General features: G+C 56.0%; 18 protein-coding genes and 3 tRNA genes. 13 read left to right on the forward strand and 8 right to left on the reverse strand.

What is annotated here, in order from left to right; all coding sequences use genetic code 11:
* Positions 1-355 precede the first annotated feature (355 nt).
* Together MP439_09635 and MP439_09640 are read right to left on the reverse strand one after the other, a co-directional pair.
* The gene (locus MP439_09635; GenBank protein MCI2976321.1) at positions 356-1,474 is read right to left on the reverse strand and encodes a site-specific integrase; all 1,119 of its coding nucleotides are present in this window, start codon (positions 1,472-1,474) and stop codon (positions 356-358) included.
* 107 nt (positions 1,475-1,581) lie between these two features.
* Positions 1,582-1,657 (reverse strand) — tRNA-Arg (locus MP439_09640).
* A gap of 221 nt (positions 1,658-1,878) precedes the next feature.
* On the opposite strand from MP439_09640, the gene MP439_09645 reads away from it, so the two are divergent.
* From MP439_09645 to MP439_09655, 3 genes are all read left to right on the forward strand, one after another.
* Positions 1,879-2,196: a divalent-cation tolerance protein CutA gene (locus MP439_09645; protein ID MCI2976322.1), complete on the forward strand. Its 318-nt coding sequence runs from the start codon at positions 1,879-1,881 to the stop codon at positions 2,194-2,196.
* Positions 2,193-2,648 carry a tRNA adenosine(34) deaminase TadA gene (gene tadA / locus MP439_09650; GenBank protein ID MCI2976323.1) on the forward strand — a complete coding sequence of 152 codons (456 nt, stop codon included), beginning with the start codon at positions 2,193-2,195 and terminating at the stop codon, positions 2,646-2,648. Before MP439_09645 ends, tadA begins: the two co-directional genes overlap by 4 nt.
* A 25-nt stretch (positions 2,649-2,673) precedes the next feature.
* Positions 2,674-2,763 (forward strand) — tRNA-Ser (locus MP439_09655).
* An 11-nt stretch (positions 2,764-2,774) separates the two neighbouring features.
* On the opposite strand, the gene MP439_09660 is transcribed toward MP439_09655, so the two are convergent.
* Complete coding sequence (locus tag MP439_09660; GenBank protein MCI2976324.1) at positions 2,775-3,707, reverse strand: MBL fold metallo-hydrolase; 933 nt, start codon at positions 3,705-3,707, stop codon at positions 2,775-2,777.
* Positions 3,708-3,741: 34 nt separating this feature from the next.
* Complete coding sequence (locus MP439_09665; protein MCI2976325.1) at positions 3,742-4,947, reverse strand: MarP family serine protease; 1,206 nt, start codon at positions 4,945-4,947, stop codon at positions 3,742-3,744.
* Between the two features lie 277 nt (positions 4,948-5,224).
* On the opposite strand from MP439_09665, the gene gltB reads away from it, so the two are divergent.
* The 4 genes from gltB (at position 5,225) to MP439_09685 (ending at position 12,514) form a co-directional block, all read left to right on the forward strand.
* Positions 5,225-9,724 (forward strand): glutamate synthase large subunit, encoded by a 4,500-nt coding sequence (gltB, locus tag MP439_09670; protein MCI2976326.1) that lies wholly within the window; start codon positions 5,225-5,227, stop codon positions 9,722-9,724.
* Positions 9,724-11,187 carry a glutamate synthase subunit beta gene (locus MP439_09675; GenBank protein MCI2976327.1) on the forward strand — a complete coding sequence of 488 codons (1,464 nt, stop codon included), beginning with the start codon at positions 9,724-9,726 and terminating at the stop codon, positions 11,185-11,187. The genes gltB and MP439_09675 overlap by 1 nt, the downstream gene beginning before the upstream one ends.
* Positions 11,188-11,192: 5 nt before the next feature.
* Positions 11,193-11,265: transfer RNA gene (locus MP439_09680), tRNA-Arg, on the forward strand.
* 97 nt (positions 11,266-11,362) lie between these two features.
* Complete coding sequence (locus MP439_09685; protein MCI2976328.1) at positions 11,363-12,514, forward strand: site-specific integrase; 1,152 nt, start codon at positions 11,363-11,365, stop codon at positions 12,512-12,514.
* 14 nt (positions 12,515-12,528) lie between these two features.
* On the opposite strand, the gene MP439_09690 is transcribed toward MP439_09685, so the two are convergent.
* The 4 genes from MP439_09690 to MP439_09705 are packed head-to-tail and all read right to left on the reverse strand — an operon-like array spanning position 12,529 to position 15,671.
* On the reverse strand, positions 12,529-12,717 hold the full coding sequence (locus MP439_09690) for a helix-turn-helix domain-containing protein (protein ID MCI2976329.1): 189 nt from the start codon (positions 12,715-12,717) through the stop codon (positions 12,529-12,531).
* On the reverse strand, positions 12,701-14,011 hold the full coding sequence (locus tag MP439_09695) for a hypothetical protein (protein MCI2976330.1): 1,311 nt from the start codon (positions 14,009-14,011) through the stop codon (positions 12,701-12,703). Before MP439_09695 ends, MP439_09690 begins: the two co-directional genes overlap by 17 nt.
* The gene (locus MP439_09700) at positions 14,011-15,315 is read right to left on the reverse strand and encodes an AAA family ATPase (GenBank protein MCI2976331.1); all 1,305 of its coding nucleotides are present in this window, start codon (positions 15,313-15,315) and stop codon (positions 14,011-14,013) included. Before MP439_09700 ends, MP439_09695 begins: the two co-directional genes overlap by 1 nt.
* Positions 15,315-15,671: a hypothetical protein gene (locus MP439_09705; protein MCI2976332.1), complete on the reverse strand. Its 357-nt coding sequence runs from the start codon at positions 15,669-15,671 to the stop codon at positions 15,315-15,317. Before MP439_09705 ends, MP439_09700 begins: the two co-directional genes overlap by 1 nt.
* Positions 15,672-16,009: 338 nt before the next feature.
* On the opposite strand from MP439_09705, the gene MP439_09710 reads away from it, so the two are divergent.
* From MP439_09710 to MP439_09735, 6 genes are all read left to right on the forward strand, one after another.
* A complete protein-coding gene (locus MP439_09710; GenBank protein MCI2976333.1) occupies positions 16,010-16,780 on the forward strand; it encodes a hypothetical protein in 771 nt (256 codons plus the stop codon).
* Positions 16,781-17,391: 611 nt separating this feature from the next.
* Positions 17,392-18,198: an ArdC-like ssDNA-binding domain-containing protein gene (locus MP439_09715; protein ID MCI2976334.1), complete on the forward strand. Its 807-nt coding sequence runs from the start codon at positions 17,392-17,394 to the stop codon at positions 18,196-18,198.
* A 163-nt stretch (positions 18,199-18,361) separates the two neighbouring features.
* Positions 18,362-18,901 carry a hypothetical protein gene (locus MP439_09720; GenBank protein ID MCI2976335.1) on the forward strand — a complete coding sequence of 180 codons (540 nt, stop codon included), beginning with the start codon at positions 18,362-18,364 and terminating at the stop codon, positions 18,899-18,901.
* A 317-nt stretch (positions 18,902-19,218) separates the two neighbouring features.
* Complete coding sequence (locus MP439_09725; GenBank protein MCI2976336.1) at positions 19,219-19,506, forward strand: hypothetical protein; 288 nt, start codon at positions 19,219-19,221, stop codon at positions 19,504-19,506.
* A 285-nt stretch (positions 19,507-19,791) separates the two neighbouring features.
* Positions 19,792-19,935 (forward strand): hypothetical protein, encoded by a 144-nt coding sequence (locus MP439_09730; protein ID MCI2976337.1) that lies wholly within the window; start codon positions 19,792-19,794, stop codon positions 19,933-19,935.
* Between the two features lie 60 nt (positions 19,936-19,995).
* The coding region (locus MP439_09735; protein MCI2976338.1) for a DEAD/DEAH box helicase family protein at positions 19,996-24,266 on the forward strand (4,271 nt) is incomplete at its 3' end.

Raw genomic sequence — 24,266 nt, forward strand, 5'->3', positions numbered from 1 at the left:
GAGAGTAGATGTACAATGGGTTCGACGGGGGCCAAATATTGAAAATTCCCGTTTCACAGCGCAACTTTGATTAGGGACACTAGGTCACCTACCCCACTCGCGGGACCCAGGTAACTGGGTCACACCGGCGTAGCCCGGGGGCTATACCCTATGAGACCCTATGAGATGGTGAACCAAGGGCGGGCGATCATCGGCACCGTATCTGGCTAGAGACGGAGATAGCCCGTGATGGGTGCCGTGGGCATTGGTTATTGGCGCTGTCGCTGACCGAATGCTAGACACGTGGTTTGGGTGTTGGCGATATCGTTGCCCAAGAGGGACGAATCGGTTCTTGGCTCTGGCTTGCTAGCAGCGCTCAGGTATTGCGGGCTGCTCCTTGGACGATGGCGCCAAGCTTGTCGGCGGCCTCTCGATCCTTGGCCTCCACGACATGGGCATAGATGCGCATAGTGATGGCAGGGTCGCTATGGCCGAGACGACCAGCGACGGTACGCAGGTCAACACCGGCGGCAATGAGCTGGGTTGCTGCAAAGTGACGGAGCTCATGAAGGTGAAAGGGCATTGAGAGCTCATCACAGACCCTGCGAAACACATGGCTTGGCCAGTCCGGGTGGATGCAACGCTCACCCGTTGGATCGGCGGCAAAGAAGTACGGGTTCTCGACCTGGGTAAAGCCTCCCTTTTGAGCCCTATCCATCACCTGATCTCGTTGGGCACACAAGATATCAAGTGAGACCTGATCGAGTGAGATGCTGCGGTGTTGACCGGTCTTGGTCGACTTGACCAACGCTTGGCCTTTGAGGCTGATCACCGACTGGGTGATACTAAGGCGCGCGTTGGCTAAGTCAAGGTCAAAGAGTCGAAGACCAAGGATCTCCCCTCTTCTGGCACCCGTGAGGGCCGCAAGGGTGAAGAATCTCGCCAGTGAGGCGTCATAGCGTTGGGTGGTAGTGGCGATAATGTCGCCGAGCTGTTGTGGGGTGATGGCACGAGGTGCTTGCTTTGGCAGTTTGGGAGGGGTCGCGATCAAGGCGACGTTGGTGGGGATCACCTGCCACTTGACTCCTTGCGAGAGTGCGGCTCTGATGGTCGCATGCACTTGGTGGATCCCATAGGCGCTCATGCCCTTCTCGGCTAAGGCTCCATAGAACAGGTCGAGATCCCTTGGGGTGAGCGTGTGAACCTTTCGACGACCAAGGGCTGGCGAGATGTGGCGTTGCAGGCATTGGTCATAGAGCTCGATGGTCTTTGGTGAGAGCTCACCTCGTTTAAAATCAAGCCAGTCCTTAGCCAACTCATCGACCGTTTGCTTGGCGTTGGTGGCTACTCCTGACTCCGCCTCTGCGATGAGGCGACGGAGCTCATCGTTGGCTTGTCTTTTACCACCATGAATAACCTTGGATACCTGTCGACGCTTACCAGTGATGGGATCCACCCCTGCATCGACGCGCAACCGGTAGACACCGGGCTTCATTTCAGTGACAGAACCTTTGGGCATAGCCAATTGTGACATTTTCGTGACATTAACGCAAATCGGTTCTTGGAGCGCTTAGAGGATAGTGGCTCTGAACTGGACTAATGTGGCGCGCTCGGAGAGATTCGAACTCCCAACCTTCTGATCCGTAGTCAGATGCTCTATCCGTTGAGCTACGAGCGCCAGCAGCAGACATACTAGTTTATCGGCCAAGGCAGCGGGCCCATCGTCTCACCAATACCTCCGACAAGCGACCGAATTCGCAGCAGCGCCGTGCCCAGTTGCGATCGAACCTCGTGACAGGGTGTTCGAGGCCCTTGCTTTACCTCCCTGTCGGCTGGCTGCGATGAACGCCGTACCATGGTGGTGTGCAAACAACACCCTCAAGAGAGTTAGTCGAGGTCATGACGACCACGGATGACGAGTTGACAAGCCTGCGAATTCGTGATCGTTTGGTCGAATCCGGCCACACCCCATGTGTCAAGATTTACACGGGATGCCAGAGTCGTTATTTTTGGGATGGTGCTTGGCGAGATGCGACCGAGTATGTGATCACGGCCCTGACGTTGACCTCGGAACTGACTCATCTCACCGAAGCCATCAGATCCACGCACAACTATGTAACCCCTGAAATCGTCGCACGCAAACTGGATGCATTGACCCCTGACTACGCGCAATGGGTCTTGGCGACACTCGATGAGCTTGGAGAGACTCGACAGTGACGTCTACCGAGTCTTATATGCGCATCGCGTTGGACCTCGCCAAGGAGGCCGATCAGCTCGACGAAGTCCCCGTAGGAGCTGTGGTGGTAATCGATCACCAGGTCGTCGCGCAAGCTCACAATCAAACGGTGGCAAGGCACAGTGCAATCGCTCATGCCGAGCTCATCGCCCTCCACCAAGCCATCCAGCAGGTTGGTGATCGTTACCTAACCGCTGCCGAGGTCTACATCACCCTTGAGCCGTGCGCCATGTGCGCAGGCGCCCTTTTGCTCGCTCGGGTGCAACGGGTTGTATTCGGTGCACGAGACTCGAAAGCGGGAGCTTGTGGCTCGCTCTACAATCTTTGTGTCGACCCTCGTCTCAACCATGAGATTGACCTCGTACCCGATGTTCTAGCCGAGGAGTCGACGGCGCTCTTGCAAAGCTTCTTCCAACGGCGCCGACACAGCTGACTTACCCATAAACTGATTTCGGCTCGGAGGGATGCGAGAGTGGCCGAATCGGGCGGTCTCGAAAACCGCTGTACCCGCAAGGGTACCGTGGGTTCAAATCCCACTCCCTCCGCCACCAACCTGTAGTTAGCCCTGATCACCTCCAGGTTGAGCAAGGTCATCACGCTTAGAGAGCCATCGGGCGATTCCCATTGCGTTCGCGTGTACCCCACTCAGGGTCAACAGACGATCCCTCGCCGCGGGGTCTAGCTCCGCCAGCCCTGGCACGAAGGCCGCTTCGAGGGCCGTCTCGATGTCGACACCAGTATGCAGCGCCTCCTCTGCCACCCGGCACCAATCACGAAGCAACTCCTTACCCTCCTCAAGAATCTCAACGGCATTGGCAAAGCGACCATAGTGAGCAAACGCGAGGTGTGACGGCGAGCGCGACTTCATCGCATCCAAGCTTCGCGTTGCAAGAGCAAGGTCAAAGTCAGGCGGAGGGGTGGCAGGCCAAAGCACCCCGACCTCTGGTAGCTTGACCCCGACCGCGTCTCCGCAAAACATCGTCCCAGTTGGTTCGTGCCACAGCGAAAGGTGATGCTTTGCATGTCCAGGTGTGAGCAATGCCTCGAGATGAAGCCCCTTGGTGACCTCGATGGTCTCGCCCTCCTCCACGGCAACAATACGTTCCTTTGGAGTAGGGTCGAGGCGGCCATACAGTGAGTCAAGCAATGGCCCATAAACCATCGCCGCCGAGTTGATCAGCCGCGTCGGATCCGCAAGATGACGAGCACCGTTGGGATGGACATAGACCCTGGCATTCGGAAACGCACGGGCGACATCCCCGACACCACCCGCGTGATCGAGGTGAATGTGGGTAACGACGACAGCGGCAAGATCGGTGGCGCTGACGCCAAGGGCACGAAGTTCGGCGAGTAGCAACGGTGCACTACTCTGAGAACCGGTTTCGATCAAGACTGGACTTTCCCCAGTGACAAGGTAGCCAGCCGTAATATGCTCCCAGCCACCGAGCTGCGTGTCAATTTCAATGATGTTGTCTGCGATGCGCTCAGCCATGATAGGTAGCCTAGCTTCACACAAGAACGAGTGTCTAGGGAACGCAGCCCTCAGTCGAGACCGCATGCTGGGGTCGAGTGAGAGCCTCGTGCACCTCTTTGGCAACCTCTGGAGCGGCAATTGCGAAACCGACATAGTTATTCGTCGTAGAACGTGAAAACACAATGCCAAGCACCTGGCCAGCCGAGTTCACAAGTGGACCCCCCGAGTTCCCTGGTCGCACGATGGCATCGATCTCATATACCAAGCGGGTAGTGAGACCCTGGTTGTAGATGTCTCGTCCAGTTGCATCAAAGCTTGCCATGACCCCCGCGGATCCGTAGGTCAACGGTCCACCCTCTGGGTATCCCAGGACCACCGCTTGGGTGCCACGAGATTGCACCTGCGTATCGAAATGTAGCACTGGGGCATTGAGGCCGGGAACCTTGAGAACCGCCAAGTCCAGATGCGGGTTGTACCAGATCACAGTCGCCGGGAGCTGTGAGCCATCTTGAATCACATAGGTATTTGGCTCACCCGCAACCACGTGTGCGTTGGTGGCAACATAACCGGGTGCCACCACAAAGGCGGAGCCCTCCTGGATTTCAGAGCACGCAAGCCCCTCAACCTTGACAACCGATGAGGAGACCTTCGCCTCGATGGTCTTGACCATCGCGTTGGACGGCAACGGAACTGGGCCCGCGAGGGCCGGCGGAATCGAAGCAAAAACTGGAGGAAAGCCTGCTGTCGAAAAGAGCGAATCGACTCGCGCGAAGACACTTGGCGCAGGTGGGAGAATGTCGTCAAGCGATTGGACGATCTTTGAACCGGAGACCTCTGCCGAGAGCGCCTCAAACGGAGCATTTAACGCCAAGGCCGCGACGATCCATACAATGAGCAGCGTCGCGAGCACCGAGACGACGACGCCGACACCGGCATCGATTGGACCGAGATGGAATCGATCAAGCCGTCCACTCAATCTGTTGCCGATGCTCCGGCCAAGAGCAGACGTGACCGAAGCCAGTCCGAACAGTATCACGAGCGAGACGAAGGTGCGGATAATCCCTGCTGGCAGCGGTGCCGCCGCATAGGGAGCAATGATCGCTCCCGCCAGCAAGCCGACCCAGAACCCGATATAGGAACCGAGTTGGATGGTTGCGCCTACCTTAAAGCCCCGAGCTGCAGAAAAAGCAACAAGCGCAAGAATCACCAAATCAACGAGGTCGAAGCCAAAAATGGCTCCTAGTAACGGAGTCGACACCTAGGGCCTAACCTCGACACTGCCTTGCACATCGAATCAGTGTAGGTTCTCAAGGCACCAAAACAACTGAAATGCCTATTCTTGGTCGGTCGGTGGCGAAGAATCAGGCCACAGCCGACGTCTCATGGCCGTGGTACAGCGGTGATCCTGGAAACGATAGCGCTCGGACAATCAGCCGGGACCCAAACGGTCGGTCTGAGGCCAGAAAACTCTATGATGGATGGACCACGGGTCAATGGGGTCCCTTCCGTCGTTCAACACGAGAGAGGACTGCCAGGTGTTACCGACTCCGTTGCCACCACTGTACCCACGAGGATCAGAGCACGATGCTTGCGGGATCGCCTTCATCGCCGACCTTCATGGCAAAGGTTCACACCAGCTCATCCAGATGGGCCTTGGGGCCCTCGTGAACCTCGAACATCGTGGTGCCAAAGGATCTGATCCCGATACCGGAGACGGAGCGGGCATTCTGATCCAAAATCCTGACCTGTTCTGGCGCCTCGATCATGACCTCCCAGCACAAGGTGCCTATGTCACTGGTCTTCTCTTCATCGATGGCGACCGATCGGTTCTGCTCAATCAGCTCAATGCCCTCCTCGCCGATTCTGGATGGCACGTGATTGCCGTGCGGGAAGTCCCCCGTAACAGCAGTATCCTTGGTGCGGGCTCAAGGGCCTCTGAACCTGCCATGGTGCAGTTGTTCCTCGGCGATGATGCAGGTACCACCGACGAACGCCTCGAGCGCAAAGCCTGGCTCCTGCGTCGACGCGTTGAACATACGATCCCCCAGCTGTATTTTCCTTCCCTGTCGTCAAAAACCTTCATCTACAAGGGAATGCTTTCGGCTCCCCAGGTTGAACGTTACTTCCTCGACCTTACCGATGATCGGCTAACAACGGGCATCGTCTTGGTGCATTCCCGCTTCTCGACCAACACCTTTCCGTCGTGGAGGCTTGCCCAACCATTCCGTATGATCGCCCACAACGGCGAGATCAACACCATCGATGGCAACCGCAACTGGATGCGAGCCCGAGAATCGCTGCTGAACTCCGACCTCATCGAGGGCGAGCTTGGTGATGCGCTTCCTCTTGTTGCCACCGACGAGTCTGACTCGGCATCCCTCGACGCCGTCTTCGAGATGTTAGCACTCCACGGACGATCGCTTCCTCACGCCATCATGATGATGATCCCAGAAGCGTGGGAGGGCAACATCACGATGAAGGGCACCATACGCGACTTCTATCGATTCCACGCCTCGTTGATGGAGCCCTGGGATGGGCCAGCGGCAGTCATCTTCACCGACGGATCACTGGTTGGTGGAGTTCTCGATCGTAACGGGTTGCGTCCCGCACGCTATTGGGTCACCGATGATGGCCTGGTAGTATTAGCCTCCGAGGCGGGGGTCATCGACGTCCCCGCTACGTCCGTCGTTACGCGTGGGAGGCTCGAACCTGGAAGGATTTTCCTGGTCGACACCTCCAAAGGCGCGATCCTCGACGATGCTGAGGTGAAAGAGTCGCTAGCACAGCTGGCGCCCTGGGGAGAGTGGCTGAACGAACATCAGGTCTCACTTGACTCGCTTCCACCACGTTATATGTTGGTTCCCCAACACGGATCGGTTGTCCAGCGTCAACAGCTCTTCGGCTACACCGAGGAGGAGCTTCGTCTCATCGTTACCCCGATGGCCACCCAAGGCCAAGAGCCCATTGGCTCCATGGGAGCTGACACTCCACTCGCGACGCGCTCACCGCTCGCACGACCTTTTTTTGACCTCTTCTATCAACGTTTCGCCCAAGTCACGAATCCACCGCTCGACGCCATCCGTGAGGAGCTCGTCACCTCCTACGAAGGGGTGATCGGACCAGAACGCAATCTTCTCGAACCATCTGCAACGTCGGTTCGCCAGATTCGTCTACCACACCCGGTGATCGACAACGATGATCTCGCAAAGCTCATGTATATCAACGAAGACGGGGAATATCCCGATCTCAACGCAAAGGTCATCGACATCCTCTACCCAGTTGGGGAGGGGGAAGAGGGCCTGCGCAAAGCGCTGAGTGGGATTCGCAACGCCTGCGAGGAGGCCATCCGAGACGGCTATGCCGTGGTGATACTGTCAGATCGCCATGCCAACTGGGAGCTCGCTCCGATCCCTTCACTCCTTGCGGTCTCGGCCGTCCATCACCATCTCGTTCGCACCAAACTCAGAACGCAGGCTGGCCTCATCGTGGAGTGTGGTGATGCCAGAGAGGTGCATCACTTCGCGACACTCATCAGCTTTGGTGCCGCGGCAGTAAATCCGTATCTGGCCTTCGATTCGATCGTCGACCTCATCCGCGAAGGGGTGCTCACTGACATCGCTCCGCGCGTCGCGGTCCGTAACTACGTGAAGGCAGCAACCAAAGGCATCGTCAAGGTGATGTCAAAGATGGGGATCTCCACCATCGGCTCCTACACCGGGGCACAGGTATTTGAGATCTATGGTTTGAGCGACGACGTCGTCAATGAATACTTCCCAGGAGCTCGGTCCCCGATGGGGGGGCAGGGCCTCGCTGAAATCGCCGCGGGCGTCGCCAGACACCATCGTCGGGCGTATACGGACCGTCGGGAGGAGTTTGTCCACCAAGACCTCGAAACTGGGGGGCAGTATCAGTGGCGCCGTGACGGTGAATATCATCTGTTCAACCCGGAGACCGTCTTCCTCCTCCAACACGCGACACGGGCTCGACGCGAGGACATCTTTCGTCGCTACACCTCACTCGTCAACGATTTAGGTCGACGAGCCAACACCCTACGAGGCCTACTCGATCTCGCAACCGATGCAGTGTCCCCGATCCCCATCGAAGAGGTCGAACCCAAGGAGTCGATCATCGCTCGCTTCTCGACCGGCGCAATGTCCTATGGATCGATCTCACAGGAGGCCCACGAGACGCTGGCCATCGCCATGAATCATCTCGGTGCTCGATCGAATACCGGCGAAGGAGGCGAAGACCCGGAGCGAGCGTTCCCCACCGCCGACGGTCTCGATCGACGATCAAGGATCCGTCAGATCGCATCTGGCCGATTTGGTGTCACGATCGAATACCTCAGTAATGCCGATGATATCCAGATCAAGATGGCCCAAGGGGCCAAGCCTGGCGAAGGGGGGCAGCTACCTGGAGAGAAGGTCTATCCTTGGATCGCCAAGACGAGAAACTCGACTCCAGGAGTCGGCCTGATCTCGCCACCACCACATCACGATATCTATTCAATCGAAGATCTCGCACAGCTAATTTACGACCTTAAATCGGCCAACCCCCGCGCTCGCATTCATGTCAAGCTCGTCTCCGAGGTCGGTGTTGGTACGGTCGCGGCGGGCGTCGCGAAGGCTCATGCTGATGTCATACTCGTCTCCGGTGGAGACGGCGGTACCGGTGCCGCACCGCTTACCTCGTTGAAACACGCAGGCGGACCATGGGAGCTCGGTCTTGCAGAAACGGTGCAAACCCTCGTCCTCAACGGCCTCCGCGACCGCGTCGTTGTGCAGGTCGATGGCCAGCTCAAGACAGGCCGCGATGTCATCATCGCAGCACTCCTAGGGGCTGAGGAGTTCGGGTTCGCCACCGCGCCACTCGTCGTATCTGGTTGCATCATGATGCGCGTCTGTCATCTCGATACCTGCCCGGTCGGCATCGCCACACAGAATCCAGAGTTGAGGGCCAAGTTTGCGGGGAAACCTGAATTTGTCGAGACCTTTTTCCACTATATTGCCGAAGAGGTGCGCAGCTACCTGGCTGCACTTGGTATGCGCTCCCTCGACGAAGCAATCGGTCGCGCCGACCTACTCGTACCAATCGATACTCCAGAGGCACAACGATTAGGACTCGATCGCCTGACCTACGTTCAGGAGAACGCACCAAGACGATTTCGCAAGGAGTCGGCGCAAGATATCCTCACTGCCAGCCTCAACCAGCGGATCGTTGGCGACATCGAACCGCAGCTGGGGAAGCCAGGTTTCATCAGACATCGTTATCGGATCTCCAATACCGATCGGGCGGTGGGCGCCACACTCGGCGATCTCGTCACCCGACGCTTTGGAGCTGAGTTGTTGGCTCCCGACACGATTGGGCTGAGCTTCGATGGTTCTGCCGGCCAAAGTTTTGGCGCCTTCGCGCCCCCGGGCGTCTCCATGGAGTTACACGGCGATGCCAACGACTACGTCGGCAAAGGCCTCTCCGGTGCCCGACTGGTTGTCACACCACCGATGCGTATCGGCAGCGTCGCTGAGAAGGCGATCGTGATCGGGAACGTCGCTCTCTATGGGGCGACAAAGGGTGAACTCTTCGTGCATGGCAGAGCGGGAGAACGATTTGCGGTCCGCAACTCAGGTGCAACCGCAGTTGTCGAGGGTGTTGGCGATCACGGTTGCGAATACATGACGGGGGGTGTTGTCGTCATTTTAGGCAGCATCGGACGTAACTTCGCCGCTGGCATGTCAGGTGGGCTGGCCTTCCTGTGGGATCCAGGCGGGCGTGTAGGTGCAAGAGTTAACCAGGACATGGTCGACCTCGATCCGCTCGACGAGGAGCAGCTTGAGGTCGTCAAAGGTTTGCTGGAACGCCACCGTCGATATACCGACTCGGCGAAGGCTAACTCCATCCTCCAGATGATGGAACGTTGGCACCGCAGCTTTGTCTGCGTCTATCCCAAGGATCTCAAGCGTGTCGTCCTCGAAGAACGAGCGCGCCAACGTCAAGGTTCTCATATCGCTGTAACTACTATGAATCGAGGCTATTGATGCCGGCCGACCCACGAGGCTTTCTCAAATTCGACCGTAAGAATCCGGCGCGCAGGCCAGTTTCGCAACGCCTCAATGACTGGCACGAGGTCTACGGCGATATCCGGGCACAAGAAGGGATCGTCCAGGCTCAGCGGTGCATGGGCTGTGGTATCCCATTTTGCCATCAAGGGTGTCCCCTTGGGAACCTGATACCCGAATGGAACGAACTGGTGGGCCTTGATCGGTGGGCAAGTGCATCAGAACGGCTCCACGCGACGAACAACTTCCCTGAATTTACGGGCAGGCTCTGTCCAGCACCCTGTGAAAGTGCTTGTGTTTTGGCCCTCAATCGTGAAGCGGTCACGATTGAGTTCATCGAGAAATCCATTGTCGAGACCGCCTTCGCCCATGGATGGATCCGGCCTGTTCGCCCAGGGCACTCCACGGGCCACAAGGTAGCTGTCGTAGGGTCAGGCCCATCCGGGCTTGCAGCCGCCCAGCAACTGGCTCGAGCTGGACACCAAGTAACCGTCTTTGAGCGCGCCGACCGAATCGGAGGTCTTTTGCGTTATGGCATCCCCGAGTTCAAGATGGAGAAGACGGTGCTTGACCGTCGCCTGGCCCAGTTCGACGAAGAGGGAGTCGAATTTCGGCCGAACACGACCATTGGAAGCGATATCAGCCTCGCCAAGCTTAGAGCAGACGTTGACGCCGTTATTCTCACGCTTGGATCTACCAGGGCCCGCACGATCGACATCCCAGGGAGCCAAGCCAAGGGCATCTTGTCCGCGATGGATTTCCTACCACATGCAAACCGTGCACTCCACGATCCGCCCATCACACCTCCCATCACGGCCACCGGCAAGCGAGTGGTGATTCTCGGTGGGGGCGACACCGGAGCGGACTGCCTCGGCACCGTGCTGCGCCAAGGAGCTACCAACGTTATCCAGCTCGAGATCATGCCTCGCCCCTCGGATACACGTCCAGCAACCGCGCCGTGGCCGACGCACCCTCTGCTCTTTCGCATCTCCTCGGCCCACGAGGAAGGGGGATCCCGCCTCTTCGGACGCGAAACCTTGCGATTCGAGGCCGACTCCGCTGGTGCGGTGACCGGCCTCGTCACAACGGCAGTTCAGATCGATCACCTTGGTCGGCTCGCCCGCATAGAGGGTTCAGAAGAGCGGATCGGTGCCGACCTCGTCTTATTAGCGATGGGCTTCGTCGGGCCAGACCTCTCGATGTTCGATCAGGACTTTGTCCCAGCCACTACCGCGCGAGGCACGCTGGACGTTGACCATCGATTCGAGACCTCGATCAAAGGAGTCTTTGCTGCCGGCGACGCACGTCGTGGGCAATCGCTCATCGTCTGGGCGATTGCCGAAGGCAGATCGGTTGCCCACCATGTCGATGCATACCTGATGGGATCGAGTGACCTCCCTTGCCCAATCGCACCAGACACCGTCCCACTGGCTATCATGTAGGTCAAGCGCTCGTAGCTCAACGGATAGAGCACCTGACTTCGGATCAGGCGGTTGGGAGTTCGAATCTCTCCGAGCGCGCTTATTATCCCAGTTCAGAGGCTTAATCCCAATGTAGTCTCTGCTATGATCTCCACTAACCCAACAGAAAACCCAACATTTGGCACAGGGGGTGGTTATGGCAGGATCGATTCGCCTCAGAAGACAGCCCAACGTCTGGGAGCTACGAATCTTTGTCGGGAGAGATGCAAGTGGCAAGGTCAAGCATCGTTACTCCACCTTTATAGGATCAAAGCGTGATGCCGAGCGTGAACTGGCGCGCCAGCTACTCCTTATCGACGAGGAGCCAGCTCCGATCATAGAGAGCACCAAGTGGAACAAGCGCACCACCTTCAACGAGGCGATCGAGGCTTGGAAGGCTAATGGGTGGGAGGATCTCTCTCCAAAGACGAAGATGACCTATCAACAACTCTGGAACAAATACATCAAAGACGATATCGGGACCCATCCGATCAGCACTACCGGCATCTATGAGGTAGAGCAGTATTTTCGCAAACTCTCAGATGGAGGTCTCGGTGAGTCTGGGATCAGACAGATCCGAGCGATACTGCATCGATCCTGTAAGCTTGCCGGCAAGTGGTCCAACGGCGTCATCTCAAACCCAGTCTCAGGTGCTGAGCGTCCAAAGACTCCTCGGCGTGACCCAGTGCGCGCACCAAGCGTGTCAGAGGTCAAGACGATTCTCGCCGCGCTTGAGGCCTCCGGTGACGTACGCCTTTATGCCTTCTGTCGTCTTGCCATTGCCACCGGTATGCGAAGGGGTGAGATCGCAGCACTCCGATTCAATGACATCGACTTTGTGACCGGAGAGCTACGCGTCGACGAGGGGGTAGTAATCGGTAGTGGAGGAGTCACCGTCAAGGCTCCAAAGACCGCTGTCTCGGTACGCAAGCTCTTCGTCGATCAGGCAACCCTTGATCTGATGGGAAAGCTTCGTGACCAACAACTTGAACTCGCTCGTCGATGTGATCTCGAACTCAATAACGATGCCTTCCTCTTTTCCTTCGATCCCGGTTGTGCAACGCCACCCTATCCTGATGTGTTCTCGAAGAACTTTGCCAAGTTCCGATCCGACCATGCGATCCCCAAAGACATCCACCTGCATTCCTTCAGACACTTTGCAGCAACCTTCTTGGATGCGCTCGTAAGTGAGCGTCAGAAACAGGCTCGCATGGGATGGTCCACGACCCACATGAGCCGCCACTATACCGATGTCGTCTCTGATGAGGACAAGCGAGCTGCTGAGGCAATTGGAGAGATTCTCTCCTAACGACCACCCCGTATCTATTCCCCGTTGATCAGCCGCAGAACCTCAACACGCACGATGTGGACTCGCCCGTTGATGGTAAGAACCTTCAGCGGAAAATCCCCTCGTCCAATGCTCCGATAGATCTTTGACGGCGAGATCCCCAACAGCAAGGCTGTCTGCTCGACCGTCAGGAGCGGCGATGAAGTCCTATCCTGTCTCCTCACGACTCACCTCCTTTCCCGCTGCTCGCGCTTCTTCCCTGCTGCGTCGTTCCTGGGCTACCAACCAGGCATCTCCAGCACTTGCCCAATGACGCCCATCGTAGGTAAAGCCTCGGTCGCTGGCGTAGTGCTTATCTAGCTCCTCGCCGGCGGCTACGCGTTTGGCGATTGCAAACTCTCGCCTTATCTTGGCCAAGGTGGTCCTTGACACCGAGAAGCGCCTGGAACTTGCCAGCAGGTGACCACTAAAGCCAAGCGACCTCGCTGAGCGTCGTCCGATCAGTCCCTGGTAGCGCCGTTGTGCGATCATTTCACCTGTCACATGGCTTAGCTCAACGAGATGTGACGGCCCAACGTATGCACCAGACGTACCCAAGCTTAGGCCAATCTCCTTGGACAGATACTTTGCTACATAGAGCGCCACCTTGTCGAGTTCGTCGTGGCCAATGACCTGTAGATCTCTCTGGGGTCCCCAGGTGATGGCAAGCGCGTGGTCACCAACACTTGCCATCACTTTGACCCGGGGGATAGCTCCAGCGACCGAGCGCACCAGCTCCTCGATTCCCAATGACGGATCCGCACTCAAACTAGAGGCGTCATCGAGTCGCAAGATCACATGAGCATGCAGTGCTCCTCGGCGCTGGAGCTCAAAGACTCTGAGATACTCCAGGCGGACCGTCGACTGGCCGATCCGGACTGCTTGACCAACAATCCGGCTCAGCTCCCGACGCAACTCGATCAAGGTGTAGTCCCATAGCTTCGAAATGTGTGCGTTGAACAGGATCAGTCCGACCGAGTCAAAGCATTCGTAGCAAAGCGGTGCACCAATGATTGGGTCATCCCAACCATGTTCGATCCCACACCGAAGCGAGACACCATGGATACAAGTCCCCTCTTCGCCTGGGTGACAGCGAGTATTCGCTGTGTGCACTGGCCCATACGAGGGCGCGGTAAGGGTGAGGAATGCCTTTGGGTGAGTGGCAACGGCCTCCGGGACACCCTTACCGCCGATGAGACCAGTGCGCACGATCGCCAACGAATCTCCAAAGTAGACATAGCTACAGGCTTCGCAGTACTCCTTGAGACGGCTACCACAGGGCCGAGCGATTCGATCGGCATAGTCCTCAGCTGAGATCCTTGTCGAGCGACGATCGATGGTGCCCGAAGCACGCAGGAAGATCGGATGAGCGCAATAGCCGACGGCCTTAGCCTTGGCGTGCAACTCCCGAACCCCTTTGGGATCACGATAGCGCTCTATGATCTCATCCATAGGAAAGTCCGGTGACAACCCTTGCATTAGCGCGTCTCTCCAGTGTCGGGGGAGAGAAAGCACCCTTGGTCCTGCAACGTTGCCAAAGTCTTGTCATCGACGTAGTAACAGCGCATAAGCGTAACCTCTCCATCGCCAGAGGAGAGATATCCAACTCCTCGAGTGTCTGCGGAGATCTTCGAGGCATCAAAACCCCTGGAGGCCGATCCTCGACCCAAGATGGTATCGGACATGTCGGAAGTCGAGGTTCGAAAGGCGATCCGTGTCTCCGCAAGGTCTCGAAGCGAGGCTGGAATCGTATCAACTCCGGGTCGCTGGGCAACCAATACGACCAACACACCCGCCGCACGTCCCATCATCATCACCCGACGAAGAAGCTCTTCAATGACTTTGCCCTGTTGTCCGACAAGAAGTGCGCTAACCTCCTCGATGACTACCAGCATCGGTCCCATGTCAATCTCTACCTTGCGCGCACCGAGGCGTTCGAGCTTCTGGTAACGCTGCTCCATTGCAACGACTACTTCACCCAAGATGTCAATGGCATTTTCCTGGCTGGTTCCAAATCGGGTAGCACGAGCCTTCCAGCGAGCCAGTTCCACACGCTTTGGATCGATTAGGTAGACCTTTGCCTCAGCAATGCCCGCGCTGTGAGCCACGAGGAGATGTACCATATTGCTCTTGCCTGAACCCGGAAGCCCAGCTACTAGAACTCCACCGGCGCGCAGTCTCATGCTAATCTCGCGACCACGTTCGTCTAGGCCAATCGGAATCGACCCGATATCGCGACTCAGAATCCTTTGAAAAAAGCTCGAAGGAACACTTGGAGGAGGACCCCCGAAGGGGCCCTTCTTTTGGACATGAATGGATGAGCGATCACCGCGATCACCACGGTGGATAGTCACGTCTGTGACCTTGAACGACGATTTCAACGAGTCGCTGATTCGTTCGAGGCTTGCCTGGGTGGTACCCTTGCGCAATCGGACGTCAAGCTCCCAACCACCGGGAACCTTCGTGACTCGTCGTAGCTTTGGAGGACTCTTGGAGAGCGATGCATCGCCCGAGGCTATACAGGCTGAGTAAAGCCGGTTTCTCCAGAGCATCCACCGACAAATTTGAAGCCATCCTTGGAATCGCACTGCCAGGATCCCGATTATCGCTATCTCGATCAGCGTTACCACGTCTGCGAGAAGGGTTGACATCGTGCTGAGCTGGTACCAGATGACGTAGCCAACGATACCGACACTAATCACGACTAAGCCAGCGAGGATCTCCGGCCAAGGTTTCGCACCCTTCCACTCATCTCGCTGGAGTTGTGACTCATTACCTTGCATCACGCGTCACCTCCGGTAGTGGTACGCGATACTCGCGTGGTCGTGACGGGCCGAATTGCCGCTGCTCGAAAGCTTAAGCCGTGACCACCTTCACTATTGGTCCACTCCATAACAGAGAGGCCCTCTAGTTCGACCGGACTACCAGGTTGAATAACGGGCGGCTCTCCAGCCACTTTGACCGATAACATCGCAGAGCCAAACGATGAGTGCCAAGCGACATGATAGATGTAATCTGCCTGTCCTCGATAGAATTTTTGCTTGCCTGCACTCGCGTCCATGTTTGCCACAGCAGGCGCCATACTGATGAACAACCCTTCCGTTGCAAGTGGAAAACTCGCCATATCTTCTTCTCCCATCTACCCATTCTGGGCATGATAACCACCGGCACCATTTGCCGGTACTGCCACTGTATCTGAACTTTCCACAACGAACCGTCGGATACCGTCCCGCATTTGTGCCAACTGGGACAAATTCTGGGACGACCAACTAATACCACTGTTCAGCATGTTGCCACCACGGTGTGTTCGGCATATCAGCAGCTCACAATCCTTTCTAAGAAACTCCTGAACTAAGGAAAAAAATTTTCACGGCCATCTTACTAACACTCCAATGAAGAGAAAGGAGACAAACGATTGCAATAAGAACATGCTGATCGCGACCCCATGTAATCATCACTAAAAATAAAGGAGTAAAAATGGACAACTGTATAAAGCCAGATATCAGTCAGGCAACATTGAGAAGTCAACCAGCACTATCGGGAGATAGTGGCGAATCAATAGAAAGGCAGGAAATGAGTCGTTCATTTCTATGGAACCCCACGAGCTACAAGCTCGATCTAGTAAGCACCTTTGGTTCAATAACTGAAGCAGCGAAAGCCCTTGGCCTCAGTCGTTCTGCGTTGTACCGCGCCCTTAAGAAGGAGTCGATGCCGTCAGCCATCTGCCGCGAAGCCATAGCACGATGGCGTAGCGTGGAGCAATCCGAGATCTGGCCGAATGCGCCAAAGGCAAGGCAAGCTGATCTCGAAGAAATAGTTTCTCGCTTCACCACAGCTCCGAACGCTTCATACGTTCAAGCGCTTATGGGGGCTGCCAAGAGCGACATTAGGCTCTCGGCCAGTTTCACGGAAGGGCAGGTTCGGTTGATCCGCCATGTTCTGAGCATTTATCAACAGTACTTGAACTATGGTGTCGACTGCTCAATCATTCTTGGTATCGAGAGAGAGCAAAGCGCCAAAGGATCTGCTGAACAGCTTCGTGAGACGTGTCGCAAGCTTCAGCACGAGTTTCCCGACAACGCCAACACCGGCACGGGAGTGTTCCGTTTCGCACTTCTCGATTCTGTGTGCCTTCCAGAACCACTACATCTAGCAATCGACCAGCGCGTGTTCTATCGCGTGACTCGTGGACAAGAAGACGTGGCTTATCGGGGCTATAGGAAAAGGTCGAGAAAGCGTCCGCGATGAGAGGCTTGGTAGAGTTCAGCTATCGTCTCCTCGTCGTCGGTGCAGCCTGCTCGACCCGTGGAGGATTCTAGCCCCCTCCAATCGAGACTGAACCTCAGTCGGGTGTGTTAGGAATCTCTATACAACCATCAAGAGAAGTCCCGGACCCGTCAGGCGCTTCGAGCTATCGCTCCGCGCCTGACGGGTCCGTTCTCAGCCGTGTGAGAGACTCACCCACCATCTCTCACCCACGCACGCGTTGATCCCCCGACCGTCTACCCCATGGCGCGAATTCCTGGCTCGCGGCTCGCATATGACAACCAGGGCCAGCTATTCGGTCGAGCGCTCGCCATCGCACCCGACATGGCGCCGGGTACTAACCAGTATCGGATCAGCCAACGGTGATTGAGAACCCCCGTCGATGCGTCTCAATGAGTAAAGCTCGCGTCACTGTGCAATGCATTACCTTACCCTCCTTCCCTCATCGGCCCATGTGTTCTTGCACCCTACCGAAGCCTCGGCATAGCTCCAAGCCCTGAAGTGTACTCCGCTGCGCTCCGGGGCTATTTCGCCATGCCTGTGTTTCGGTTGCGCGGGTGCAACACATGAACCAATGAGGGAAGGAGCCAATCATGGTAAAGACACACGATCACGTAGACCTGCTTAACAAATTGACCGACGGGATAGCCAATCTCGCGAGCTCATCTGCCTGGCGAGACTATCTCCGCATCCAGAGCCGATTTCATGACTACAGCTTCAACAACACCATGCTCATCGCCCAACAATGTCCAACCGCCACGAAGGTCGCGGGCTTTCGCACATGGTTAGGGCTGGGTAGGCACGTCATGCGAGGCGAGAAGGCGATCTGGATCGTAGCTCCCCTCATCTACCGCGACACAACCAAAGATGATGACCCAGAATCCAGGAGCCTGCATGGCTTTCGTTACGTCCCAGTCTTTGACATCGCACAGACCGAAGGAGACGATCTCCCCGAGGCTTGCATCAAACTTGACGGACAAGAACCAGCCGGGTGTTATCAGGCACTCACCGACGTTGGGGCCGCTCATGGCTTTAGTGTCCAAGAATCATCCCTCCCCGTCGGAGTCAACGGCCTGTGTCGGCACCAGGACAGAAGCATCCAGGTCGAGGCCGCCAATTCGGGCACTCAAAGGGTCAAGACCCTAGCTCATGAACTCACCCACGCACTCTTGCACGAGAACGAACACGATCGCCAGTTGGCCGAACTCGAGGCCGAATCAACCGCCTATGTAATCTGCCAAGCCCTTGGAATCGACTCTGGTGATTATACCTTCGGTTATGTCACCCTGTGGGCCGGCGGTTCCGCAGAGGCCATCACCAAGATCCGCATGAGTGCCGAGCGGATCCAAAAGACCGCCGCAGCGATCCTCAGCGAACTCTACTCAGCGAAGGCATCATGAACATGTGCCTGACCCTGGGGCGATGCGCGCATTCGCATCACCGCCAGTATGGCAGGACTGCGCAAGGCAGTTTTCGAACGGCTGCCTTGTGGCGATGGGGATGTTGCCTTTTCTCTGGCGGTGCCAACATCTAGACTGATCAGGCGAGTCGCGGGAAGATCCAATGACAAAGCTATCGCCACCAACGAGGAAGGATGTCTTCATCCTTGGTGCCGGGTTTTCTAAGGCCGTCAACGAAACGTTCCCACTGGCCGCTGATCTACTAGCGCCTATTCTTGCACGAGTTGGCAAACAACTTGGCGAGGAGGTCCAACCTAGCGGTGGCGAGCGATTTGAACAGTGGTTGTCTCGCTTGGCAGAAGACCAGTCCTATCTGTCGCCCGATACGAATCTAGAGCGCTCTTTAGCCTTTCTCAGAGTGAGCCAGAAGATTAGCGCAATCCTGACTTTTTGCGAAAATAAGGCGCTGAAGGAACGCGAACCAGAATGGCTGGCAAAACTCATCGCGACCTGGCATATCCGCCAAGCCACCGTCCACAGTTTCAACTACGATAATCTCATTGAGGCTGCTGTGCAAACGCAAGGATGGTGGCTTGGTGTAGATGTGGACACCATTTTGGATCAGCAACCACCCCTGTCGCCGAACCTAGTGTGCAGGGGGGATTCTTCATACAGTGGTACGACAACCCACGCAGGGGGTTAAATCATGACCCCCAGTGAGGTGCCGCCTGTGAATACGTTCACCTCCTTAAATTGCACGGCTCGATTCCTTGGTACTGGGACGATGGCGATGACAGCGGTGCCACGCTACAGCAATCTCCAAATATACGAGAGTTCAAGAGTCAAGCGACTGACCCGACTTATGACACCGCCAAGCGGTTTCCCGGCCGTGTACCCTTTCATAGTCCCACCATCAGCGACAACGTCAAAATACCTTCACAACCGCGTTCTTCGCGAGTTCTGGCGACAAGCATTGCGTGCACTGCAAAGTGCCACAAACACATATTTCTGGGTTACTCCGTGCCCCCAGAGGACCATGCAACAATGGGTCTCATCATCGAAGGGGTTGTTGACTACAAACGACAGATTCACATCGATCGCCACGCTGACAGGGTGAGGGACAACTTAGCCAACCTGCTTCTCGACCACAAGGCACTCTCAGAAGACAGTGAAAAGGACGGCCTGAAGAAGAGGGTGGCCGGGCTCAAGCGCCGTTATCGGTTGCAATGTCACTCAGGCGACGATTCGATCAAGAACTTTGCGGACTCCTACCACGATGAGTTGGCCGCTGAGTGCGCTGGCAAATGAGCCGACCTTGCCCGCGGTCTGTCTGCTACTGACCAATCCGTCGAGGCAGATCCAGCCAGTCAAGCGTTCAAATCCGAATCAGTCGTGACGGCTATCAACGCCGCTATTGGACTGCACGACAAGATTTTGGACTTCGACAAGATGACCTATGAGAATGGTACCTTGACCATACCTTGTCGATCTACGCCTAACTCGAACAGTAGTCCAGTTAATCTGCTGCGAAAGTTACAGACTGGAGGTGTCAAGCAAATATTACCGCAACTATCTGCGCAAAGGGACACGGGTATGCAGGCGACCATCCCGGTTGTCAGTTATGAGCTTACGCCAAGGGTCTCAAATCCGCGCCAGTATGTCCTGAACCTGATTCCCTTTACTTCCAAAGCACTGACACATCACCTTCACTCCGAACGCGAGTCACAACGACTATAGCCATGGCCACATCCAATACCTGCCCAAGACAACCCCTGGATCGTCGAGTACAGTAGTTCCATGAACCTAACAGATCTTCTCGAGAAGCTCACCCGGTTATCTGCGAGCACTTCTCAACAGGGGACCGCCTTCGAGCGGATGATGCAGACCTACCTACAAACCGACCCAATGTTCTCACAGCGCTTCGAGAAGGTCTTTAGCTGGATGGAGTGGCCTGATCGGCCTGACCGAGAGCGTGATACCGGAATCGATCTTGTTGGCATCGAGGCAGATGGTGGCGTGTGCGCGATTCAGTGCAAGTTCATCGCAGCCGGGCGAAGTGTCACAAAACCCGCCATCGACAGCTTTCTCTCCGCATCATCGAGAGCACCCTTTACCTCACGGTTAATCATCGCGACCACCGACCACTGGAACGCCAATGCGACCAATACATTAAAAGACCAGCGCCCCCCGGTTCAAAGGGTTGGACTATCTGATCTCCTTGAGTCACCGATTGCCTGGTCCAAGTTCGATCCCATGATCCCTGGCAGGCTCCTCAGAATCTCGGCTCGAAGCCTGATGCCACATCAGCGAGCGGCAATCGACGACGTGAAGCAGGGCTTTCGCGAAGCCGACCGAGGAAAGCTCATTATGGCATGTGGAACCGGCAAAACCTTCACCTCCCTCCGGCTCGCGGAGGAGGTAGTCGGACGCGGTGGTCACGTACTCTTTCTTGTCCCCTCTATCGCTCTTCTCTCCCAAGCGCTCAAAGAGTGGACCCGTGAGTCTGAGGTGCCACTCCAGTGTCTCGCAGTCTGTTCCGATAACGAGGTCACCCGGGACTCCGAGGATAGCTATACCTTTGACATCGCCCTACCAGCTACCACCAAGCCAGAACGCTTAGGCGCTCACCTCGAGATCGCGAGCCAAAGAGCTCGCGCCCAAGGCGATCACGAGCCGATGTATGTCACCTTCTCAACGTATCAGTCCTTGGGAGTGATCGAAGAAGCCCAGCGAGACTTCGGGTTCCCGGAGTTTGATCTCATCATCTGTGATGAGGCGCACCGAACCGCGGGAGTCTCCTCTGAGACCCATGACTCTGCCTTTGTGCTCGTCCATGACGATGAGCGCATCCGAGCCAGACGGCGCATCTACATGACCGCAACTCCGAAGGTCTACGGAGACCGGGCTAAATCCAAGGCCACCGAGGCCGAGGTCATCCTCTACTCGATGGACAACGAGGCCCATTTTGGCAAGGAGTTCCATCGCCTTGGCTTTGGTGACGCGGTAGCGAGAGGACTGCTCTCCGATTACCAGGTGGTCATTCTGGCGATTGACGAGGCCTATGCCGCCGAGACCCTACACTCCGTTCTCACCGATACTAGCGCTGAGATCAAACTCGACGACGCTGCAAAGTTGTTGGCCTGTTGGATGGGACTCGCCAAGATCAGCGATAGCCAGGAGGAGTTCGCCAACGATCCAGACCCGATGAAGACCGGGGTCATCTTTATGAACACCATCAATGGATCCAAGCAGGTTCAGAGGACCTTCACCGATGTCGTTACCCAGGCCAAACTCCAAGGGATCGGAACCAGTCGAAACCTGCCTGATGTCGAGATCAAACACATCGATGGCACGATGGGTGCACTCGAACGCAATGGTGATCTCAACTGGCTGAGAGAGTCATCTGCGGAGTGCCGACTCCTCACCAATGCCAAGTGCCTCTCTGAAGGAGTCGACGTACCCTCCCTTGATGCCGTCATGTTCCTACAACCCCGTAAGTCCCAGGTTGATGTCGTCCAGGCGGTGGGTCGGGTAATGCGCAAAGCCGAGGGCAAGCGCTTTGGCTACGTGATCCTCCCAGTGGTCATCCCCTCTAACGTCGACCCTGATGAGGCACTCGATCGGAACAAGTCCTTCGAGGTCGTCTGGCAGATCCTCCAGGCCTTAAAGGCCCACGATGAGCGCTTCGAGGCGATGATCAACACCTTGAATCTAGGGAATCCAGCAGGTCGCAAGATCAACGTGATCGGGATAGGAAGCGATGCAGCAAAATCCGATAGCACCCACAAGGAGACTGTAACCGAAATCAACACTCAGGCAAGGCTGTGGCCAGAACACATCGAGACCGCCATCTTTGCCAAGCTCTCAAAGCGACTCTCCAGTACCAGGTACTGGCCTCAATGGGCCGAGGATGTCGCGGTACTCGCTGGCACCTATCAGACCCGGATCAAGGAGGCCAAGAATCGATCAAGCGTCTTTGCCGATAACCTTGGGAGCCTTGTCGAGACGTTACGTGAAAACATCAACCCGAGTATCTCAGAGAACGACACAATCGAGATGCTTGCCCAACACATGGTGACCAAGCCGGTCTTTGATGCCCTCTTTGGCAACTATGACTTTGCGAACTCGAACCCGGTGTCAAAGTCACTCGATGCTGTCGTCGCCTACCTCATCGACGAGGAGGGCACTGAGTCAGAGGCCAAGGATCTTGAGCGCTTCTATGCCTCGGTCAGGGAGCGCGCGCAAGCTGCAAAGACCAAGGACGCGCGCCAACAACTCGTCAAGGATCTTTATGAGAACTTCTTCAACAAGGCTCTCAGGCGGACCACTGACCGCATGGGGATCGCCTACACACCGATTGAGATCGTTGACTTCATGTTGAGATCTGTTGCTAAGCTCACCCAGACCTACTTCGGCCTTGAACTCAAAGACTCAGGCGTCCATGTTCTCGATCCCTTCGTCGGGACCGGGAGCTTTCTGGTGCGCTTGATTGAACTTGGGCTCCTAGAGGAATCTTTGCCTGCCAAGTATGCGAGTGAACTTCACGCCAATGAGATCCTTCTTTTGCCCTACTACATCGCAGCAATCAACATCGAGTCTGCCTATCACGCGATGGTCCAGGCCGAGAACTACCAACCCTTTAACGGCATCGTCTTAACTGACACCTTTCAGCTGAACGAATCGCACCCGGATATGGGGGAGACGGTCTTTAAGGCCAACTCCGAGCGTATCGAGGCCCAACGACATGCTCCAATTACCGCCATCGTTGGGAATCCGCCGTACTCCATCGGACAAGGAAGCGAAAACGATAACGCTAAGAATCTGAGATATCCGAACCTCGATTCACGAGTTCGTGAAACCTATGCTACTAAGTCTGGTGCAGTTCTCAACAAAAGTCTGTACGACTCCTACATCCGTGCGCTTCGTTGGGCATCAGACCGTATAGGGGATTCTGGCATCGTCTGCTTTGTGACCAACGGCGGTTGGCTGCGGGGAGGCTCTGGCCAAGGAGTACGAGCGAGCTTTGAAGACGAGTTCGACGCCGTCTATGTGTTAGATCTGAGGGGGAATCAGCGTACGACCAGCGGAGAGCAATCAGTCAAGGAGGGAGGCAAGATCTTCGGCGGGGCCAGCCGAGTACCGGTAACGGTAGTGACCCTGATCAAAGGAGGGACGAACGACGATGCACCACGAGGTATCTTCTACCATGACATCGGTGACTACTTGAGCCGAGAGGACAAACTTGCGAAACTTGTCGAGTTCAAATCGGTTTCAAACATTCAGTGGACACGGATCATACCCAATGAACATCACGACTGGGTCAATCAACGTGACCAAAGCTGGTATAAGCTCACTCCAGTAACGATTACCGAGTCTGAGACCGGAGCTTTCGCCGTAGATTCAAATGGCCTAATAACAAATCGTGACTCCTGGACCTACAACTCCTCACGAAAAGTCCTACTATCGAACATGAGCTCAATGATTGAGGTATTTAACTCAGAAGTAGAACGCTATAGGAAGGAGCGACCTTCTTCAGTCGACGATTTTGTAATCGGGGATGAGGCGAAGATTAGCTGGTCGACGGGACTGAAAGACGAACTGAAGCGGCGGGGACAGTCGCCAATCACGGATCTGCTTTCTTCTAACTCATCGTGTGCCCGAGTTGGCCTATACCGCCCCTTTTTCAAACAGTGGGTTTATTTCGATAGACACGTGAATGAGAGACAGTATCAGCTGCCAAGGTTGTATCCAAAGGGAGACGAGGGTAATCGAGCGATAGTGGTAAGTGGGAGAGGCGCGGGACGATTTGCGGTTCTGGCCACGGACGTAACACCAGATTTGCAAACCCTGATGAATACCCACGTCTTTGCTCGTTATCGCTACGAAACTCATAGCAGCAAAGGTGCCCTCTTTGATGGAGGAGAGCCGGAGATCAGACGGGTCGATAACATCACCGACGAAGCGTTGAACGAATTTCAGGGTGTCTATTCTGATGCCTCACTCACCAAGGATGATCTCTTCACCTACATCTATGGAGTCCTTCATAATCCGGGCTATATCGAACAATA

It is taken from the genome of Ferrimicrobium sp., from assembly GCA_022690815.1.
Taxonomy (GTDB): Bacteria; Actinomycetota; Acidimicrobiia; order Acidimicrobiales; family Acidimicrobiaceae; genus Ferrimicrobium.

What these genes read in the sequence shown, in the direction of transcription:
- MP439_09710 (MCI2976333.1), top strand. Translation starts at nt 16,010, where the DNA reads ATGGACAACTGTATAAAGCCAGATATCAGTCAGGCAACATTGAGAAGT.
- MP439_09635 (MCI2976321.1), bottom strand. Translation starts at nt 1,474, where the DNA reads ATGAAGCCCGGTGTCTACCGGTTGCGCGTCGATGCAGGGGTGGATCCC.
- MP439_09720 (MCI2976335.1), top strand. Translation starts at nt 18,362, where the DNA reads ATGACAAAGCTATCGCCACCAACGAGGAAGGATGTCTTCATCCTTGGT.
- MP439_09660 (MCI2976324.1), bottom strand. Translation starts at nt 3,707, where the DNA reads ATGGCTGAGCGCATCGCAGACAACATCATTGAAATTGACACGCAGCTC.
- MP439_09695 (MCI2976330.1), bottom strand. Translation starts at nt 14,011, where the DNA reads ATGCAAGGGTTGTCACCGGACTTTCCTATGGATGAGATCATAGAGCGC.
- MP439_09705 (MCI2976332.1), bottom strand. Translation starts at nt 15,671, where the DNA reads ATGGGAGAAGAAGATATGGCGAGTTTTCCACTTGCAACGGAAGGGTTG.
- MP439_09715 (MCI2976334.1), top strand. Translation starts at nt 17,392, where the DNA reads ATGGTAAAGACACACGATCACGTAGACCTGCTTAACAAATTGACCGAC.
- MP439_09700 (MCI2976331.1), bottom strand. Translation starts at nt 15,315, where the DNA reads ATGCAAGGTAATGAGTCACAACTCCAGCGAGATGAGTGGAAGGGTGCG.
- MP439_09645 (MCI2976322.1), top strand. Translation starts at nt 1,879, where the DNA reads ATGACGACCACGGATGACGAGTTGACAAGCCTGCGAATTCGTGATCGT.
- MP439_09675 (MCI2976327.1), top strand. Translation starts at nt 9,724, where the DNA reads ATGCCGGCCGACCCACGAGGCTTTCTCAAATTCGACCGTAAGAATCCG.
- MP439_09730 (MCI2976337.1), top strand. Translation starts at nt 19,792, where the DNA reads ATGCAGGCGACCATCCCGGTTGTCAGTTATGAGCTTACGCCAAGGGTC.
- MP439_09685 (MCI2976328.1), top strand. Translation starts at nt 11,363, where the DNA reads ATGGCAGGATCGATTCGCCTCAGAAGACAGCCCAACGTCTGGGAGCTA.